The sequence below is a fragment of the Mesorhizobium koreense genome, assembly GCF_031656215.1.
Classification (GTDB): Bacteria; Pseudomonadota; Alphaproteobacteria; order Rhizobiales; family Rhizobiaceae; genus Mesorhizobium_L; species Mesorhizobium_L koreense.
On sequence record NZ_CP134228.1, the window covers coordinates 4699236 to 4717775 of the forward strand.

Consider the following 18540-nt stretch of genomic DNA (forward strand, 5'->3'; position numbering starts at 1 on the left):
TGCGGGATAATCGGCAGAGCCATCACCGTCCTTCCGCCAGCGCGGCGTCAATGTCGTCGGCTCTCTCGAAATCAAGGAAGAACTCATCGAGTTGCGGCGGCTTCACTTCTGTCCCAGCGAGCATGGCATGCACCTGCCCTCGATGATGAATCTGATGCTGAAAGAGATGCGCCAGAGTGTTGTCTATCCGCTCCTGCAACTGGCCCTTTTCACCGCGATCGGTGGTTACCTTCCGCGGCAGATCAGCTTCAGCGAGACCATCACAGAAGCGAATGAGACGCCAGTCGACCTTTGCCTGAAGCGGTATCAGATCAGAGGCATGACTGAAGACGCGCTCATCGCGGAAAACCGCGAGGCCCAATCCGCCCTCCTCCAGCGCGTCGACGTACAAAGTATCGACGAAATAGATATGCGACAACGTCTCGGCGATCGAAGGAAAGAACGACGTGCGCCTCGCGGTGAAAGCCTCCGTGTCGAGCCGCGCACAGGCACGCAGGAGCACATGATTTGCCCAACGGTTGTTGCGTGCCATGGCGGCGAAATGGCCGGTCAGCGCGCTCAAAGTTTTTCCTCCCGATGCTCCACCGAGACACCTATCCCTGCAATTCCTCCCACATCGCCTTGTCGCGCTCGGCGGTCCAGATGCGCGGATTATCGATGCCGAGCGCCTCGTCATAGGCGCGCGCGACGTTGAAGGGCAGGCAATGCTCGTAGATGGCGTAGGTCGAGAATTTCGAGTCGCAGGCGGCGCGGGCTGCGTCCCAGGCCTCCTTCAGCGAGCCGCCGCCCTGCGCCACCCGCGCCACCGGACGATAGGTCGAGAGCACGAAATCCTTGGTCAGGTCGAGCGCCTCGTTGACCCTTTCTTCGCCCACCAGCGCGTCGCCACGGCCGGGCGCTATGGCGTCGGGCCCAAAGGCACGGACGGCCTCCAGCGTCGTCGGCCAGTCGGAAAAGTGCCCGTCGCCGCAATAGCAGGCCGATTTGTATTCGACGATATCGCCGGTGAACATGACGTTCTCGTCCGGCACATAGGCGACGATATCGCCGGCCGTGTGGGCGCGGCCAAGGAACATGAGGTCGACGCGGCGCTTGCCCATGTAGACGGTCATGCGATCGCTGAATGTCAGTGAAGGCCAGGTCAGGCCCGGAATGGACTCATGCCCTTCGAACAGGCGCGGGAAGCGGCCGAACTCCGAATCCCAATCCTCCTTGCCGCGTTCCGCCACCTGCGCGCGGGCGACATCCGACATGATGATCTCCGACGCGTCGTAAGCCGAGGCGCCGAGCACACGGACCGCGTGATAGTGGCTGAGCACGACATATTTGATCGGCTTGTCGGTGACGGTCCTGATCTTCTCGATCACCTTGCCGGCGAGCCTCGGCGTTGCCTGCGCGTCGACGATCATGACCGAATCCTCGCCGATGATGACGCCGGTGTTCGGATCGCCCTCGGCGGTGAAAGCCCAGAGGTCGCGGCCGATCTCGGTGAAGGAGATTTTCTTCTCGGCGAGGTCGCCGGTGGAAGCGAATTTCTTGGGCAAGGTCAGATGCTCCGGTTGCAGTTCATAGGTCGTGCGTCCTTCGAGGCTCGCTCCGCTCGCACCTCAGGATGAGGGAGGTTGGTGCCTTCCATAGATAAGCGTAATGCTCAATGGCTGTGCTGGGAGCCTCAAGTTGAGAGAAGCTGCGCTCCGACCTCCCTCATCCTGAGGTGCGAGCGGAGCGAGCCTCGAAGGACGCACCAAACATTCCTCCTCACCTCTCGTATTTTTCCACCTTCTGCTCGATGGCGCCGAAGATCGAGCGGCCTGCCTTGTCCTTCATCTCGATCCGCACGTGGTCGCCGAAGCGCATGAAGGGCGTCGTGGGCGATCCTTTCTCGATGGCCTCGATGGTGCGAATCTCGGCGATGCAGGAATAGCCGGCGCCGCCCTCGGCTACCGGCTTGCCTGGCCCGCCGTCGAGCTTGTTGGAGACGGTGCCGGAGCCGACGATGGTGCCGGCCGCAAGCGCCCTTGTCTTCGCCGCATGCACGATCAGCGTCGGGAAGTCGAAGGTCATGTCGATACCGGCATTGGCGCGTCCAAAGGGCTTGCTGTTCAGATCGACCATCAAGGGCAGGTTCACCTTGCCTCCGTTCCAGGCATCGCCAAGCTCGTCCGGCGTCACCGCGACCGGCGAGAAGGCGGAGGACGGTTTGCCCTGGAAGAAACCAAAACCTTTGGCGAGTTCGGCCGGGATCAGGTTGCGCAGCGAAACGTCGTTGACCAGCATGACGAGGCGAATGGCAATGCCTGCCTCATCCGCGCTTGCCCCCATCGGCACGTCGTCCGCGATGACTGCGACTTCCGCCTCCATGTCGATGCCGTAGGCCTCGTCGGCCAGCACGATCGGATCGCGCGGCCCAACGAACGTGTCGGAACCGCCCTGATACATCAGGGGATCGGTCCAGAAGCTTGCCGGCATCTCGGCCCCACGCGCCTTCCGCACCAGTTCGACATGGTTCACATAGGCCGAACCGTCCACCCATTGATAAGCGCGCGGCAGGGGCGACATCGCCTCATGCTCATGGAAGCGCTCGGACGGCACAGAGCCGAGTTCCAGCGACTCGGCAAGGGCGGCCAGATGCGGGGAAACCCTCGTCCAGTCGTCGAGCGCCGCCTGCAGCGTCGGCGCCAGGAAAGAGGCGTCCGCGAAGCGGGTCAGGTCTCGCGAGACGACGGCCAGGGAACCGTCGCGCGTACCATTCTTAAGCGTGGCCAATTTCATGCGTTGATATCCTCCGGGCGTCCGCCTTCTGTTCGATCGTAAGCGTCAGGCGATCGCGCCCGATGGTCAAGGGGCCGCTCCAGCTTGTCCGCAGCGCTTCGCGCCAATGTTCTTCGCCGAATTCGGGATCATCGGCCGGGATCAGATGATGAAGGACGAGATGTTTGACCCCGGCGTCGGTTGCAATGCGGCCGGCGTCGGCGGCGAGCGTGTGGCTCGCCATCAAATGAGCCTTCAGTCTCTCGCCGTTGCCGGTGCGCTCCACCAACCGGTCGACCCCCGCTTCCAGCATGGCCTCGTGAACGAGGATGTCGGCGCCCTTTGCAAAATCGGCCAGCGGCGGGAAATAAGCGGTGTCGGATGAGAAAACGATCTTGCGGCCGCTATGATCGAAGCGGAGCGCGTAGCACTCCGTCACCGGCGGGTGGTCGACGCGCAGCGTCGAGACTGCAAGTTCATCCTCTTCCATGATCGGGCCTTCGGTGAATTCATCGAACGTGACCAGTTCACGGATGTCGGGCCGCCCCTCGTCCTCGATGCGTATCTCGATATCGAAATCGAGCGCTTGGCAGAAACTAAGCCAGTAGGCTTCCGTGCCCGCGGGGCCGAAGACCTTGACCGGCGTCGAGAGGCCGGCCGTCCATGCCGTATGAAGCAGCGCGCCGAGTTCCAGCACATGATCCGAATGCAGATGCGTGATGAAGATGAGATCGAGCGTCTTCAGCGCCATGCCGGCATCGACCAAGCCCTTCGTCACGCCGAGCCCGCAGTCCACCACGATGCGGCGGCCGCCGATCTCCAGAAGCGAAGAGGTCGGCATCGGGCCGCCCGGCCGGATCGCCGGGCCACCTTTGGTGCCGAGAAGGACCAGCCTTTCGGTCACGACCAATCACCCTCCGGCGTGCCGTTGAAGCGCTTCTTCAGGCCCGACCAACAGTCGATGTAATTATCCTGCCGGGTCTCGATCTCGGCGGCATGTCGGGTCAGCATCTGCGGAAAGCGGGTCTCGAACATGAACGCCATGGTGTTCTCGAGCTTCTGCGGCTTCAGTTCGGCAAGCGATGCTTTGCGATAGCCGTCGGCGTCGGGCCCGTGCGCCAGCATCATGTTGTGCAGGCTCATGCCGCCCGGCACGAAACCCTCCTCCTTGGCGTCGTATTTCCCCTCGATCAGCCCCATGAACTCGCTCATGATGTTGCGGTGATACCATGGCGGACGAAAGGTGTTCTCCGCAACCAGCCAGCGCGGCGGAAAGATGACAAAATCGACGTTCGCCGTGCCTTCCTCGCCCGATGGCGCCGTCAGCACCGTAAAGATCGACGGATCGGGGTGGTCGAACAGGATGGCGCCGACCGGAGAATATGTTTTAAGATCATATTTGTAGGGCGCATAGTTGCCATGCCATGCGACCACGTCGAGCGGCGAATGGTCGAGTTCGGTCACATGGAACCTGCCGCACCATTTAACGAAAAGCCGGCAGGGCTTTTCCTTCTCCTCGTACCAGGCGACCGGCGTCTTGAAATCGCGCGGATTGGCGAGGCAGTTGGCGCCGATCGGTCCGCGGTCCGGCATGGTGAACTTGGCGCCGTAATTCTCGCAGATATAGCCGCGCACCGGTCCATCCATGAGTTCGACCTTGAAGACCATGCCGCGCGGGACGACGCAGATCTCGGTCGGACGGATCTCCATGACACCCATCTCGGTGACAACGCGGATGCCGCCTTCCTGCGGCACGATCAGGAGTTCGCCATCGGCGTTGAAGAAATGGTCGTCCACCATGGAGGTGTTGGCGACATAGACATGCGCTGCCATCCCCGACTGCCCAAGTACGTCACCGGCGGTTGTCATGGTACGGATGCCGGAAAGGAAATCCGTCTCGACATTCGGCATCGGCGTCGGGTTCCAGCGAAGCTGGCCGAGCGCCAGTTCGTGATCGTCGAGGTTGGGCGCGGTCTTCCAGTTCTCGAAGGAAATCGCCTTGAAGCGGCCCGTATGCTTCACGCTCGGGCGGATGCGGTAGAGCCAGGAGCGCTCGTTGGTGCCGCGCGGCGCGGTGAAGGGCGAGCCTGAAAGCTGCTCGGCATAAAGCCCGTAGGCGGGGCGCTGCGGCGAGTTCATGCCCTGCGGCAGCGAACCCTCCAGCGTCTCGGTTTCGAAATCATTGCCGAAGCCCGGCATGTAATGAAGCGTCATGATCGCCTCCTTCGATTTGACCGCATGGCCAGTTTGTTGCATTTGTAACCATCAGGAATGTAACCATCAACCCTTCGAAGTCCGCTTCGCGGGCGCCTCGAGGCGATGTTTTCACTGCCGATATGGACCATGCTCCATGCCCGACGATAACCTCATCCTCGAAAATTTCCTGCCCTACCGCCTCATGCGTCTTTCGGAGGCGGTGAGCCGCGAATTCGCCAAAGCCTATCATGATCGTTACGGGCTGACGCGGCCCGAATGGCGGGTCTTCGCCACGCTCGGACAGTATGGCACGATGACGGCGACGGCCATCGGCGCGCATTCGGCCATGCACAAGACCAAGGTGTCACGGGCCGTCGCGGCGCTTGAGAAGCGCAAATGGCTGGAGCGCGAGACCAACCCCGCCGACCGCCGGGTCGAACGGCTGACGCTGACCAAGGCCGGACGCGCGGCCTATCGCGCCATGGTGCCGGTGGCGCGGGATTTCGAAGCGAAACTACTAAGTCGCATTGAAGGGAGAGACGCCCAACGGGTTCTCGACGGACTTGCAGTGCTTCGATGCGCAATCGAAGCGTCTTGACCTCTTGCCCGCACCGGCCTTAAAATGTGGTCAGAAGGACCAGTCAAAATGACCAAGCATGTTGCTACCACCGAGTTGAAGGCGAAACTGTCAGAAATTCTCGGCGATGTGGAGCGCGGGGAAACGATTGGCGTGACACGCCACGGTAAGATGATTGCGCGAATTGTTCCCGTGCATCGTCATGACCGCGAACAGGTTCGAGGGGCGATAGAAGGATTGCGCAATCTTCGTGCATCCCTGCCCAAGACGGGTATCTCGCTGGAAGACGTTCTCAAATGGCGCCATGAGGGCCATCGCTACTGATGGCTTTTGTACTCGATGCGTCCGTTACCGCAGCATGGCTGTTGCCTGACGAGGAGAGCCTTCTCGCCGAATATGTCCAGGACCTTCTGGTCCGGCATCATGCGGCCGTTCCGGCAGTCTGGTGGTTCGAGGTCCGGAACACCCTGCTTGTTGCAGAGAGGCGAAAGCACCTGTCAGAGGACCAGACGCACTTCATTCAGGATAGCCTCGCCTCGCTCCCGATCGTTTTCGACCGCGAACCCGACGAACGCGGCCTGATGGAAATTGCCCGGCGCAATGGCCTGACTGTCTATGATGCGAGCTACGTCGAATTGGCGCGGCGGCTGGCACTGCCGCTAGCCACTCTCGACAAGGCAATGGCCAGAGCAGCATTGAAGGAACAGGTCGACCTGGTCCTGAACATCAACCCCTGACCCTCACCAGTCCATCACCACCTTGCCGGAATTGCCCGACCGCATGGCGTCGAAGCCAGTCTGGAAGTCATCGATGCCGATCCTGTGCGTGATGAGGCCGGAGACGTCGAGCGGGCCCTGCACCAGCGCGATCATCTTGTACCAGGTCTCGAACATCTCGCGCCCGTAGATGCCCTTCAGGGTCAGCATCTTGAAGATGACCTTGTTCCAGTCGATCTCGAAGCCGGTCGGCGCGATGCCGAGAATGGCGATTTTGCCGCCATTGTTCATGGTGTCGATCATGTCGCGGAAGGCGGGTGCGGCGCCCGACATCTCAAGCCCGACGTCAAACCCCTCGGTCATACCCTCGGCGCGCATCACGTCGCGCAGGCTCTCCTTCGACGCATCGACGACATGCTGGATGCCGAGCTTGCGAGCCAGGTCGAGTCGTACGGGATTGATGTCGGTAATGACCACCTTGCGGGCACCGACGCATTGCGCCACCAGCGCGCCCATGATGCCGATCGGCCCGGCGCCTGTCACCAACACGTCTTCGCCGACGAGATCGAAAGAGAGCGCGGTGTGCACCGCATTGCCGAGCGGATCGAAGATCGCCGCGATCTCGTCTGGAATATCGTCGGGAATCGGCACGACATTGTGCTGCGGGACGGCCACATATTCAGCGAAGGCGCCGGGGCGGTTGACGCCGACACCCTTGGTATTGCGGCACAGATGCCCCCTGCCCGCGCGGCAGTTGCGGCAATGGCCGCAGACGATGTGCCCCTCGCCCGAGACGCGCTGGCCGCGCTTGTATTCCGTCACCGCCGAGCCGACATCCGCCACTTCGCCGACGAATTCGTGACCCGTCACCATGGGCACCGGCACCGTCTTCGCCGCCCATTTGTCCCAATTGTAGATATGGACGTCGGTGCCGCAGATCGCGGTCTTCCGGACCTTGATCAGCACGTCGTTCGGACCGATCTCGGGAACCGGCACCTCCTCCATCCAGATGCCGGGCTCCGCCCTGGCCTTCACCAGCGCCTTCATCATGTTGGACATGCGGATCCTTTCATGTCGGCCGAGGCGGAAACCATTTTCAACGCCGAACCACCGAGAAGGCGAAGTCGCGGCCCATCTTCTGGATATTCGCCTGCTTGATCCAGAACATCGCAAGCGGCTCGAGCAATCGTGAAGCGGCAAGCGGACCGGCGTCAATCGCCTCGAAACCCAGTTCCTCGGCCAGGCGCGACACCACTCTCTTGGCTTCGGCGTCATCGCCCGCCACTGGCATCATCGGCCTCGACGGGAAATCGCGCGCGGCAGCCATATTGTCGGCACCCGTTGTGTTGAACGCCTTCACCACACGCGCGCCCTTGGCCAGACTCGCTATCTGCTCGCCAGCGGATCGGTCAAAGCCGATCGCCAGGTCGAGCGACGGCGTCAGCGGATTGGTGGTATCGACCAGGATGGAGCCCGATAGCGGGCCGACTTCCTTCAACGCCGCCTCGACCGCAGCCCAAGGTAGGGACAGGACCGTCACATCCGCATCGGAAGCCGTATCGAGCGGAACTACCTGGAAGCCTTCGTCGGCCATCGACCGTGCACTGTCGCTCGTTCGGTCGCGCAACGCATAGACGACCTCGTGACCGGCCGTTCGCCATCCGCCGCCCAACGCACTCCCCACATTCCCAGCACCAATTATCGCAATCTTCATCTTATCTGCTCCTGTCCCGCCGCCCGTCACCATTTTGGATCACCAAGGTGCCGTTTCAAGCTGGCCGGATTGCCGGATCAGATGACCCCCATCTCGTGCCCTATCGTTCCGAACGCCTCCACCGCACGATCGATGTCGGCGGCCGAGTGCGCGGCAGACATCTGAGTGCGGATGCGAGCCTGGCCTTTCGGCACGACGGGGAAGGAAAAGCCGATCACATAAATGCCGTGGTCGAGCAACCGCGCCGCCATTTCCTGCGCTACCTTGGCGTCGCCCAGCATCACAGGGATGATCGGGTGGCCGGCGCCGGCGAGCGTGAAACCGAGTTTCGTCATGCCTTCGCGGAAGCGCGCGGCATTGGCGTAGAGCTTTTTTCTCAGATCGCCGCCGGCGGCGACCATATCGAAGACCTTCAGCGAGGCCGCCGCGATCACCGGCGCTAGCGTGTTGGAGAATAGATAGGGCCGCGAGCGCTGGCGCAGCCAGTCGACCACCGCTGCCCTGCCCGACGTATAGCCGCCCGACGCACCGCCCAGCGCCTTGCCGAGCGTCCCGGTGACGATATCGACACGCCCTTCCACGCCACAGGCTTCCGGCGTGCCGCGCCCGTGTTCACCGACGAAGCCGACGGCATGGCTGTCGTCCACCATCACCATCGCATCGTATTTCTCGGCAAGGTCGCAGATGCCCTTCAGATTCGCGATGATGCCGTCCATGGAAAAGACGCCGTCGGTGGCGATCAGCCTGAAGCGGCAGTCGGCGGCCTCCTTCAGCCGCGCCTCCAGATCAGCCATGTCGTTGTTCGCGTAGCGGTAGCGCCTCGCCTTCGAAAGCCGCACTCCGTCGATGATCGAGGCGTGATTGAGCGCGTCCGAGATCACAGCGTCTTCCTCGCCGAGCAATGTCTCGAACAGACCGCCATTGGCGTCGAAACAAGAGGAATAGAGGATCGTGTCCTCCATGCCGAGGAAGGCGGAAATCCTTGCTTCGAGCAGCTTGTGCTCCTCCTGCGTACCGCAGATGAAGCGCACCGAGGCCATGCCGTAGCCGTAGCGCTCCAGCGCATCCTTCGCGGCCTCGACCAGCGCCGCGCTGTCGGCAAGGCCGAGATAGTTGTTGGCGCAGAAATTGAGGACGTCCTGCCCGGCCGAGCGGATATGGGCCGATTGCGGCGAGGTGATCACCCGCTCGCTCTTGTAGAGGCCGGCTCCCTTGAGGCCGGCGAGTTCGGATTCGATGTGGGAAAGAAATGCCTGGGTCATGGCGTCTCCTCGGCTGCGGCGGAATGTGGCGCGGAAGGAGAGCCGAGTCCATCGGAAATGCGCCATGTCGCTCAGAGAAGAGCGACTGATCGGACAGGAATATGGCGGCCGCCATTTCTTCTCCATTGCTGCGTCAGGAAGCTGGTCGAAACCGTTCGAATTATTCGTTCAGCGTGAACACCGCGCAGGGTGCCGCGATGCCGCGCAGCGTGTGCTCGCCGAGCGCGAGCAATGGCTGCGTCGTTTCCGCCGCGAACGCGCCGGAAAGCAATACGGGCCGGCCAAGCGTCCGGCAAAGGCCTTCGAGCCGGCTTACCACGTTAACGGAGGGACCGATCGCCGTGAAATCCAACCGATCGGCTGTCCCTATATTACCCCACAGCATCTCTCCGACATGCAACGCCATGCCGAACGGCAGCGGCGGCAAGCCTTGTGCGGCGCGAGCGCGATCGAGGTGGTCCATGCCGGCACGTGCGGCAGCAACAGATCGGAGCGCAGCGTCGCATGCAGCGGAGGCGTTCCGCTCTCCGACAGGGAAGATCGCGAGCACGCCGTCGCCTATGAATTTCAACACTTCGCCGCCGAAAGCGTGCACCGCGCCGGCTATCCGGTCGAACCAGGCGTCGAGCGCGGTGACTACATCCTTGGGATCGGTCATTTCCGACAGTTCCGTGAAGCCCCGAAGATCGGCGTAGAGCAAGGCCGCCCGGACAATCTCTCCCAGCTCGCGACGCAGGCGGCCAGCCAGTACCTGGGCCGCACTGCGCCGACCGAGATAGGCCTCCAGCAACGCAGCTAGGGTGGAGCGCGCGGCGAAGACGGCAAGCGGCGAGGCCGCGAAACGCGCCACCTCACGCAGCTCTTCCAACTCGGAGCCGCTTAATGACCTGTTCGCCGCCCAGCTGATCACCGCGCCGTCGTGAATATCGCCGATGACATGTTCCCGTACGGTGGCGGCGCCCAGCCCAGCCAGCCAGTCGCGACCAACGGTCCGGCTCCCCGGATTTGCCGGGCCAGCGGCTTCGAAGCCCAATGCTTCGATAACCCTCCCGGTGTCGGACCGCCATAACCATGTGCGCCGCGCAATGATCGGGTGTGCCGCCGCCTGCGTAAGCGCACCGGCCGTGATCGGCAGGCCGTCCGCGACGAGCCTTGCGCCAAGTGCCGACAGGAAAGCGGCGGTGTCGGGCACGCCGACAGCATCGTCGACCAGGAAGGACAGAGTAGAGGACAATCTCATGCGGCGGATCATGCAACGGTGTCGGTTGCCTGTCATGAGGCTGGCGGCTGCTTTCTTGCGTGCAATGCCAATCGGGCTACATTGCTGACACCGGCACCGAAATCGCACCTCCGACCGAAGGAAGCCGCAGTCCATGACCGAGACGCTTCATAGAGAAATTGAGATCGCGGCTCCGCAGGCAACGGTGTTCGCCTTCCTCACCGATCCGGATAAGATGTTGCGCTGGATCGGCACGAACGCGAAGATCGACGCACGGCCGGGCGGCATCTATCTCCTCAGCGTCGCCGGCAAATACGCGGCACGCGGCGAGTTCACGGAAGTCATTCCCGTGCATCGCCTAGCCTACAGCTTCGGTTGGGAAGGGCGCGAGGAAGTCCCGCCAGGATCGAGCATGATCGAAATCGACCTGGTCGAAAAGGACGGCGGAACGCTGGTGCGCTTCACCCACAGCGGATTGCCGAACGAAGAGGAGCGGGCGAGCCACGAGAAAGGCTGGAACCATTATCTCGGCAGGCTGGCGATCGCAGCCACTGGTGGCGATCCGGGGCCGGACACGCACCCAGATGCGTAAAGGAGCAAACGGGACGGAAAGAAGCTATCCACCTTTCGTCCGCCACGGTTACTACAGGATCCGGCCTCAGCGCACGTAGCCCTTGCCGTAATGGCGCTCGATGCGGGATTGGATCAGTTCGAAGCAGATCGACATTACCCAATAGATGATGGCGGCCGCGATCAGCATTTCGAAGACGCGGAAATCGCGCTTGCCGATGATCTGAGCGGTCTTGGTCAGTTCCCAGACGCCCATCACGGAGACCAGCGAGGAATCCTTCAGCATGGCGATGAACTGGTTGCCGGTCGGCGGCACGATCAGCCGCATCGCCTGCGGGAAGATGATCTTGCGGAAGGTGAGCCCCGGCGGCAGGCCGAGCGCCATGGCGGCGTCGCGCTGGCCGTGCGGCACGCCAAGAATGCCGGCGCGGAAGATCTCGGCCATGTAGGCGCCGTAACAGAGCGACAGCGCGATGATGCCAGACGGCACCGCGTCGAGCGCGAACTGGCGGCCAAGCGTCGGCAGGCCGAGATAGATCAGATAGACTTGGAGAAGCAGCGGCGTGCCCCGGAAAAACGACGTGTAGAAGGTCGAGACGGCGTAGGCCGGGCCGGATTTCGACAGGCGCGCAAGTGCGGCCGCCATCGCCAAGCAGCAGGCGATGGCAATCGAAACCAGCGATACATAGAGCGTGGTCACCGCCCCCGTCGTGATGAGGAAGGCGATATTGGTTTGGCCGGTCTCGCTCTCCTCGAACCAGACGCCGAGGTCGCGGTTGAAACTGCCGACAAAGGCGACAAACAAAAGCAGAAGCTCGATCCAGACGACCACGATCTGGGCGCCGAAGGGCAGGAGCCGCACGATGGCGACGTTCACCCATACCGCGACCGCAATGAGGATGCCGGTCACGATATTCAGTGCCAGGCCCGGTTCCGTGTCGGGGCCGGTCGCACCGCCCAGGAGCGGCGCCAGCAGACCGCCGACACGCGTGCCGCCGAGCCCCATCCAGGTGAGAACGACCGCGAGGCAGGCGACCAGGATGAAATCAGCCCGCGTCGGTTTCAGATCGTAGAGCCAAGAGCCGGGCGCCCTTTCAGCGTCCGGCCTGAGCGTGTCGTCGGCGCTCGACACGTCAGTTGGTCGTCTTCGCCGGCGTCGAAAGGTCGGTTCCGTACCACTTCACGGCGAGCTTGGTCAGCGTGCCGTCCTTGTGCATCGCCCCGATGATCTCCTTGATCTTGGCATCGAATTCGGGATCGCCCTTGTCGGTTGCGACCGCCAGCGGCTCGTAGAAGGCCGGATCGCCGACGACCCGCATCGGATAACCCTTCTTGATCGCCGCGTTAATCGTCGGCAGCGCGGAGAAGACCGCATCGAGACGCACGCCGTCGCCGAGCTTCAGGTCGTCGAAGGCGTTGGTGTCGGTGTCGTAGGGTTTGATCTCCTTCGGAGTCACCTGATACTCGAAGGGCGGCACGCCCTGCGCGTCGATGACGAGATCCTTCTTCAGGTAGGCATCATAAGTACAGCCGCCGCAAGAACCGATGATCTTCCCGTTGAGCTCGGAGATCTTGGTGATCTTGGAATCCTTGTGCACCGCGAAGGAAGCCGGCGTGTAGTAATAGATCGCCGGGAAATCGAGCACTTCGGCGCGCTTCTTGGTCGGCGTCATGGAGCCAACGGAGAGGTCCCACCGACCGGCCCAGCCGCCCGCGGTGATGACTTCCCAGGCGGGCGTGACGGTCTTGAACTCCACGCCGAGACGCTTGGCGATCTCCTTGCCGACATCGATGTCGAAGCCGTCCATCTCGTTCTTGTCGTTCAGGAAGGATTGCGGCGGATATTCCGGGTCCGACGACATGGTCAGCGTCTTGGTCTTCATCACCCGGTCCAGCGTCTCGCCCGCATGCGCAGGCATCGCCAGCGCAAAGGCAAGAGAAGCGGCCAGGATGGATAGGCCGAAAGATTTCATGATCTGCACTCCCATTATGTTGAAAATCCCGTTGTTCTTGTTCTTGGCCCGAAGGCTTGCGGCGATCCTAAAGCGAGTTTCGCCGGAATGGAAACATTTCTGTTTCGCGGTGTCGGGCTGGTCGGTTTCCGTAGGATTTATTCCTGCGGGACAAGCTATCGGATACGAAGTTCGTCCCCCACTCCGTCACGCTCCGCGCGCCACCTCTCCCCCCATTCGTGGGGTAGAGGAAGGGAGCCGAGCCTTGCGGTGGGCGTTTCCTCTCCCCCGTCGATCGGGGGAGAGATGGTCAGCCCCCGGGTCCGGCCTATGGCCGGCCCGAGGACAGGCTCCGCTGATCGGAGTGGGTCGAACTTCACATACGATCGTCGGACTTAGAAAAACGCCTGCAGCCCCGTCTGTGCACGGCCGAGGATGAGCGCGTGCACGTCGTGCGTGCCCTCGTAGGTGTTGACCGTCTCCAGGTTCTGCGCATGACGCATCACGTGGTAGCCGATCTGGATGCCGTTGCCACCATGCATGTCGCGGGCCATGCGCGCGATGTCGAGCGCCTTGCCGCAATTGTTGCGTTTGATGATGGAGATCATCTCCGGTGCCATCTTGCCTTCATCAAAAAGGCGGCCGACGCGGAGCGCGCCCTGCAGACCCAACGAAATCTCGGTCTGCATGTCGGCGAGTTTCTTCTGGAAAAGCTGGGTACCGGCGAGCGGCTTGTTAAACTGCTTGCGATCGAGCCCGTACTGGCGGGCACGGAACCAGCAATCCTCCGCTGCGCCCATGGCGCCCCAGGCAATGCCGTAGCGAGCGCGGTTCAGGCAGCCGAACGGTCCCTTGAGGCCTGAGACGTTGGGCAAGAGCGCATCCTCGCCCACTTCCACGCCGTCGAGTACAATCTCACCGGTGATCGAGGCACGCAGCGAGAGCTTGCCTTCGATCTTCGGCGCCGACAGGCCCTTCATGCCCTTCTCCAGCACGAAGCCGCGAATGGCATCCTTGCCGTCAGCGCCCTTCAACTTGGCCCATACGACGAAGACGTCGGCGATCGGCGCATTGGAAATCCACATCTTGGAGCCGGACAGCCGGTAGCCGCCGGCGGTCTTTTCAGCGCGCGTCTTCATGCCCCCCGGATCGGAGCCGGCATCCGGCTCGGTCAGGCCGAAGCAGCCGATCCATTCGCCTGAGGCGAGCTTCGGCAGGTATTTTTTCCTCTGCTCCTCCGATCCGTAGGCATGGATCGGGTACATCACCAAAGAGGACTGCACGCTCATCATCGAGCGGTAGCCTGAATCGATGCGCTCGACCTCGCGCGCCACCAGCCCGTAGGAGACATAGCCAGCGCCAACGCCGCCATATTCCTCGGGGATCGTCACACCGAGCAGGCCGGCCTCACCCATCTCCGCGAAGATCGATGGATCGGTCTTCTCCTCCAGATAGGCCTTCTCGACGCGGGGGGCGAGCTTGTCGGCAGCGAATGCCGCGGCGGCATCGCGGATCATCCGCTCCTCGTCCGTAAGCTGGTCGTCGAGGAGGAAGGGATCCTCCCAGTTGAAGGAGGCGGGCGTGGATACGGCATGCGCCGGCTTTTGCTGGATGTTCATCTCGTTTCCATTGAAGATTGTCCGTCTGCGCAAGTCTAAGCCTAAATGTGCGGCCGGCAACGGCTTTTTCCGCCCGTTCGGCAAAATCAGCCATCGAGCTGAAAGGATGCGCTAACCACCCTTCTCGAATCCGCTCGCGCTTGGCGCTCAGGATGTGCTTGCCGAAGTCGAATTAACGAATTTCTCACGCAGTCCCCCTTCAGTCTCCGGCCAAGGGGATGCGAGGCGAGGGGTCATGGCGGAGCAGAAACCCGGAAGCGCAACCGGCAGGTTGATCGTGATCATCAAGAGCGCGTACTGGATCGCGCTTGCGATCATCGCGCTGATGGCGACCGCCTCCTATATCCTTCTGCAGCAGATGATGACCGACCATCAGGCGGACATGCGGCTTCTGTCGCTCGTCTCCGAGCAGAAGGCGCAGTCGCAGCGCGTCGTCTTCCTCGCCAACGCAATCGATCAGGCGCCTTCCGCCGAGCAATTCAGGCTGGTCAGGGCACTGGAGGCGGCGAACGCCGAATTCGGATCGAACTACGCGGAACTGAAGGCCAGGCTGGCCGCCGTCACGAAAGACGACGGCAGGGAGGAGGCCAAGGCGATCGGGCGCGTGCTCTATGCCGCGCCCTACCGGCTCGACTATTATTCCACCACGCTTGCCGCCAACGGGCACAGGCTGGCCAAGGTGCTGGAAGCACGGGTGGCCGGGACAAGCACCGGAACGCCGAAACCCTCGCATCTGGACGAGGCGGCGGCACGGTCTACGCTCGCCGGCTATACGGCACTGGAAGGGCGCATCACCGACTTCACCAATGCCCGGCTCGACCGGATGCTTTCGCTGCACCTTTATCTATTCTACGCCACGATGGGCATCATCATCCTCGTCGCGCTCTTCATCTTCCGCCCCATGAGCGAGATGATCCGTCGTCGGACGACGGACCTGATCGACGCGCACAATTCCATGGCCTTCATCGCCGTGCATGACGGGCTGACGGGGCTCTATAACCGGGCCTTCCTGACCGACCATTTCGACAGTCTCCTGAAGGTCGCCGCCCGGCGGCGCGAACGGCTGGCCGTGCTGCAACTCGACCTCGACCGCTTCAAGCAGATCAATGACACGCTCGGCCACGCCGCCGGCGATTTCGTGCTGGTCAAGACGGCCGAGCGCATGCGCGCCTCCTGCCGCGCCTCGGATTTGTGCGTCAGGCTCGGCGGCGACGAATTCGTGATGATCCTGAACGCAGCCGGTACGACCGAGGACATCAACACGCTGGCCGAGCGCATCCTCGACAAGATCAACGAGCCGATGGATTTCGGCGGCGCCACCATCCATCCGGGCGCCAGCGGCGGCATTGCCGTCTATCCCGTCGACGCGTCCAATCCGGAAGATTTGCTTGTCCATGCCGACCTCGCACTCTACTCGGCCAAGCGGCTCGGCGGCGGGCATTTCTCCTTCTTCTCCGACGAACTGCGCAAGGAACTCGATCACCGCAAGCAGCTCGAACACGACATCAGGGAGGCGATCGCCGAGCGCGCCTTCTCCGTCCATTTCCAGCCGCAGGTATCGATCAGCAACTCGAGCGTGGCCGGCGTCGAGGCTTTGGCAAGGTGGGAGCACCCGACGCGCGGCATGGTCTCGCCCGGGGAATTCATCCCCGTCGCCGAGAAGGCGATGCTGATGGTCGGTATCGGCCGCATCGTCATCGAGAAGGCGATCGCGCAGGCGGCCGGCTGGCACAAGACGGGAACCGAATTCGGCCGGCTCGCGGTCAATGTTTCGGGCACGGAACTGCGCGAGCCCGACTTCTCCGCGTTCCTCTTCCGCGCGCTCGAAGAGCACGGCCTGCCGGCAAGGAAGCTTTCGCTGGAAATCGTCGAATCGGTCATCCTCGACGACGAGCAGACCGGCATCGCGGCAACGCTGCGCGCCATCCGCAAGGCCGGCATCCATCTGGAACTCGACGATTTCGGCACCGGCTACGCCTCGCTCAGCCATGTCAATCCGAACGAGATCGACCGGCTGAAGATCGACCGGCGCTTCGTGCAGAACATCGACCGCAACGACGACAACTCCAAGATCGTGCGCGCCATCACCGAACTGGCGCGGGGGCTCGGTATCTCGATCATTGCCGAGGGGGCGGAGACGGAGGAAGAACTGAACTCGCTGCTGGCGCTCGGCTGCGAGCATGTGCAGGGCTATTCGATCGCCTTCCCGATGCCCGGCGAACAGGCCGGACGATGGCTGGAGATGCGTACGCGGCGAAAGCCGAGGCTGACCGTCCACGAGGGCAAAAGGGCTTAGAAACCGCCTTTCGCATTGCGTCTAACTTCCGACGGGCCTATTGCGCGGACATTCGACGGCCGGGAAGCCGTCGCGCATGGAGACGCCGCCATGACCGACACGAAATCGCTGACACAGCTCGGCGCGAAAGTCGCGCAACCCGCCTCCCCCGACGAGGCCGTGCTGGAGACCGTCCCCTTCGCACGAAGGGACGGGGCGCCGGCCATCGTCCGCCTCACCTGCCCGGAATTCACCTCGCTTTGCCCGGTCACCGGCCAGCCGGATTTCGCCCATATCGTCGTCGATTACGCGCCGGACCGGCTTCTGGTCGAATCGAAATCCTTCAAGCTTTTCCTCACCTCCTTCCGCAATCACGGCGCCTTCCACGAGGAATGCACGATCATGATCGGGCGCAGGATGGTGGAGGCGGCAAAGCCGCTCTGGCTGCGCATCGCCGGCTACTGGTATCCGCGCGGCGGCATACCGATCGACGTCTTCTGGCAGACCGGCACGCCGCCCGAAGGCGCATGGCTCCCGGAGACAGGCGTGCCGCCCTACCGGGGGAGGGGGTAAGTCCTGCGATTTGACTGCGATGATAGCAGGCTGCTTTGGGGTGGGAAGCGGAATGGCAGGTTTTGGTGGCTTCGCCGCGTACAGGCCGTTCCCTTCGTGGCTACTGCTGTCGTCGAAATTGCCCCTTCAACACCCGCTAGCCCGGTCTCGCCTCCTCGTTTCTCCTGCGCCGGAACCGAATCAGGTACTCAAACAGCGTCGTCCGCGGCTTCGCCCCAAAGTTCTCAGCGATTACGTCCTTCATACTGTCGTCACGAGCGAAGACAAATTTCTGGGCGGCACCCACAATGGACTTGTTGAGGCCCATCACCCACGAATTGGGCTCGCAGGCCTCAATCCGCTGCTGCGTCTCTACGTTGTTGACCGCAACAAAGGCAGCCTTTGGCCCAATTGGCAGGATGATATAGGAATCCCGTGCCGCGAACTCGTACCATGTAATAATCGGCCGATCGCCGGTAAGGAACTCACCTTCGCCTGGTATTCGGCGGATGAACCACCTCATATTGTTCAGCAACTCGCCGATGTTGGCGTGATCCATCAGCCGTTTCAGGACCGACAGCATCCAGCTCCTAAACTCTCCCTCTGGTCGGGTTGCCATATACATAGCGAACGTCGCAGGATCGTTGGCGCCCCGCTTTTCTGCATACGCGGCTTCGAGCTCCGGCATGCTCTGAGCCCACTCCTCGATAAGACCTGACTCCAACGTTTCCAGATGGTCCGGCATGCGCATCATTAGAGACATCAAGAACCGCGACCAAGCACTCCGAAGGCGAGAGTCGCGCTTCATGACCGGGTTATCTGTTTCGAGGGCCTTCAGAGCTTCCGCTGCCAAAGTGTCCAGCGGCTGGAGGAACCTAGTTTCCACCGCTTGCACTGATTCTGGAGGAGCGGCCGGATCGCTGTAAAGAAACTCTTCGCCACCGGAGACCTTCGGCGAAACCCATTTGGCTACCAGTTTGTCGCCGTGGTGTTTGCTGAAACGACGCAGCTTCCCATTCTCGCCCGCCCACCGCGATTGATAGAACGCTGGCAAGTAGTGATGGTAAAGAGGCTGCTCTTTCATGGCACGAACCCGTTTGGTGACGTGCTTCTACACCAAAACCGCGCCTGGGTGAC

General features: G+C 62.3%; 19 protein-coding genes. 6 read left to right on the forward strand and 13 right to left on the reverse strand.

What is annotated here, in order from left to right; translation table 11 throughout:
* Positions 1 to 22: 22 nt before the first annotated feature.
* The 5 genes from RBH77_RS22395 to hmgA form a co-directional block, all read right to left on the reverse strand.
* Positions 23 to 562, reverse strand: coding sequence for a DinB family protein (locus RBH77_RS22395; RefSeq protein WP_311029782.1), 540 nt, complete (start codon positions 560 to 562; stop codon positions 23 to 25).
* A 31-nt stretch (positions 563 to 593) separates the two neighbouring features.
* A complete protein-coding gene (locus RBH77_RS22400) occupies positions 594 to 1544 on the reverse strand; it encodes an MBL fold metallo-hydrolase (RefSeq protein WP_311029783.1) in 951 nt (316 codons plus the stop codon).
* Positions 1545 to 1758: 214 nt separating this feature from the next.
* Positions 1759 to 2772 carry a fumarylacetoacetate hydrolase family protein gene (locus RBH77_RS22405; RefSeq protein ID WP_311029784.1) on the reverse strand — a complete coding sequence of 338 codons (1014 nt, stop codon included), beginning with the start codon at positions 2770 to 2772 and terminating at the stop codon, positions 1759 to 1761.
* A complete protein-coding gene (locus tag RBH77_RS22410; protein WP_311029785.1) occupies positions 2753 to 3655 on the reverse strand; it encodes an MBL fold metallo-hydrolase in 903 nt (300 codons plus the stop codon). The genes RBH77_RS22405 and RBH77_RS22410 overlap by 20 nt, the downstream gene beginning before the upstream one ends.
* Positions 3652 to 4965 (reverse strand): homogentisate 1,2-dioxygenase, encoded by a 1314-nt coding sequence (hmgA, locus tag RBH77_RS22415; protein WP_311029786.1) that lies wholly within the window; start codon positions 4963 to 4965, stop codon positions 3652 to 3654. The genes RBH77_RS22410 and hmgA overlap by 4 nt, the downstream gene beginning before the upstream one ends.
* A gap of 136 nt (positions 4966 to 5101) precedes the next feature.
* Between hmgA and RBH77_RS22420 the strand changes: the two genes are divergently transcribed.
* The 3 genes from RBH77_RS22420 to RBH77_RS22430 are packed head-to-tail and all read left to right on the forward strand — an operon-like array spanning position 5102 to position 6261.
* Positions 5102 to 5545 (forward strand): MarR family winged helix-turn-helix transcriptional regulator, encoded by a 444-nt coding sequence (locus RBH77_RS22420; RefSeq protein ID WP_311029787.1) that lies wholly within the window; start codon positions 5102 to 5104, stop codon positions 5543 to 5545.
* A 48-nt stretch (positions 5546 to 5593) separates the two neighbouring features.
* Positions 5594 to 5848 (forward strand): type II toxin-antitoxin system Phd/YefM family antitoxin, encoded by a 255-nt coding sequence (locus tag RBH77_RS22425; RefSeq protein WP_311029788.1) that lies wholly within the window; start codon positions 5594 to 5596, stop codon positions 5846 to 5848.
* On the forward strand, positions 5848 to 6261 hold the full coding sequence (locus RBH77_RS22430) for a type II toxin-antitoxin system VapC family toxin (protein WP_311029789.1): 414 nt from the start codon (positions 5848 to 5850) through the stop codon (positions 6259 to 6261). The genes RBH77_RS22425 and RBH77_RS22430 overlap by 1 nt, the downstream gene beginning before the upstream one ends.
* 3 nt (positions 6262 to 6264) lie before the next feature.
* Here RBH77_RS22430 and tdh read toward each other — a convergent pair whose 3' ends face one another.
* The 4 genes from tdh to RBH77_RS22450 form a co-directional block, all read right to left on the reverse strand.
* Positions 6265 to 7299 carry an L-threonine 3-dehydrogenase gene (gene tdh / locus RBH77_RS22435; RefSeq protein ID WP_311029790.1) on the reverse strand — a complete coding sequence of 345 codons (1035 nt, stop codon included), beginning with the start codon at positions 7297 to 7299 and terminating at the stop codon, positions 6265 to 6267.
* Between the two features lie 37 nt (positions 7300 to 7336).
* Positions 7337 to 7954, reverse strand: a complete 618-nt coding sequence (locus RBH77_RS22440) for an NADPH-dependent F420 reductase (RefSeq protein ID WP_311029791.1) — start codon at positions 7952 to 7954, stop codon at positions 7337 to 7339.
* 77 nt (positions 7955 to 8031) lie between these two features.
* A complete protein-coding gene (locus tag RBH77_RS22445; RefSeq protein WP_311029792.1) occupies positions 8032 to 9216 on the reverse strand; it encodes a glycine C-acetyltransferase in 1185 nt (394 codons plus the stop codon).
* Positions 9217 to 9376: 160 nt separating this feature from the next.
* Positions 9377 to 10456 carry an adenylate/guanylate cyclase domain-containing protein gene (locus RBH77_RS22450; RefSeq protein ID WP_311032650.1) on the reverse strand — a complete coding sequence of 360 codons (1080 nt, stop codon included), beginning with the start codon at positions 10454 to 10456 and terminating at the stop codon, positions 9377 to 9379.
* 133 nt (positions 10457 to 10589) lie between these two features.
* On the opposite strand from RBH77_RS22450, the gene RBH77_RS22455 reads away from it, so the two are divergent.
* A complete protein-coding gene (locus tag RBH77_RS22455; RefSeq protein ID WP_311029793.1) occupies positions 10590 to 11027 on the forward strand; it encodes an SRPBCC family protein in 438 nt (145 codons plus the stop codon).
* 66 nt (positions 11028 to 11093) lie between these two features.
* Here the strand turns inward: RBH77_RS22455 and RBH77_RS22460 are convergent, their stop codons facing one another.
* The 3 genes from RBH77_RS22460 to RBH77_RS22470 all read right to left on the reverse strand — a co-directional run bounded on the left by RBH77_RS22460 (position 11094) and on the right by RBH77_RS22470 (position 14576).
* On the reverse strand, positions 11094 to 12011 hold the full coding sequence (locus tag RBH77_RS22460) for an amino acid ABC transporter permease (protein ID WP_371832895.1): 918 nt from the start codon (positions 12009 to 12011) through the stop codon (positions 11094 to 11096).
* A 127-nt stretch (positions 12012 to 12138) separates the two neighbouring features.
* Positions 12139 to 12978 (reverse strand): transporter substrate-binding domain-containing protein, encoded by an 840-nt coding sequence (locus RBH77_RS22465; protein WP_311029795.1) that lies wholly within the window; start codon positions 12976 to 12978, stop codon positions 12139 to 12141.
* Between the two features lie 374 nt (positions 12979 to 13352).
* Entirely contained in the window at positions 13353 to 14576 is a 1224-nt protein-coding gene (locus tag RBH77_RS22470; RefSeq protein ID WP_311029796.1) for an acyl-CoA dehydrogenase, read from the reverse strand.
* A gap of 235 nt (positions 14577 to 14811) precedes the next feature.
* Here RBH77_RS22470 and RBH77_RS22475 point away from each other — a divergent pair, with 235 nt between their 5' ends.
* Together RBH77_RS22475 and queF are read left to right on the forward strand one after the other, a co-directional pair.
* Positions 14812 to 16872 carry a putative bifunctional diguanylate cyclase/phosphodiesterase gene (locus RBH77_RS22475; RefSeq protein ID WP_311029797.1) on the forward strand — a complete coding sequence of 687 codons (2061 nt, stop codon included), beginning with the start codon at positions 14812 to 14814 and terminating at the stop codon, positions 16870 to 16872.
* Positions 16873 to 16962: 90 nt separating this feature from the next.
* Positions 16963 to 17424, forward strand: coding sequence for a preQ(1) synthase (queF, locus tag RBH77_RS22480; protein ID WP_311029798.1), 462 nt, complete (start codon positions 16963 to 16965; stop codon positions 17422 to 17424).
* A gap of 136 nt (positions 17425 to 17560) precedes the next feature.
* Here queF and RBH77_RS22485 read toward each other — a convergent pair whose 3' ends face one another.
* Positions 17561 to 18487 carry a DUF4238 domain-containing protein gene (locus RBH77_RS22485; RefSeq protein ID WP_311029799.1) on the reverse strand — a complete coding sequence of 309 codons (927 nt, stop codon included), beginning with the start codon at positions 18485 to 18487 and terminating at the stop codon, positions 17561 to 17563.
* Between the last annotated feature and the right edge of the window lie 53 nt (positions 18488 to 18540).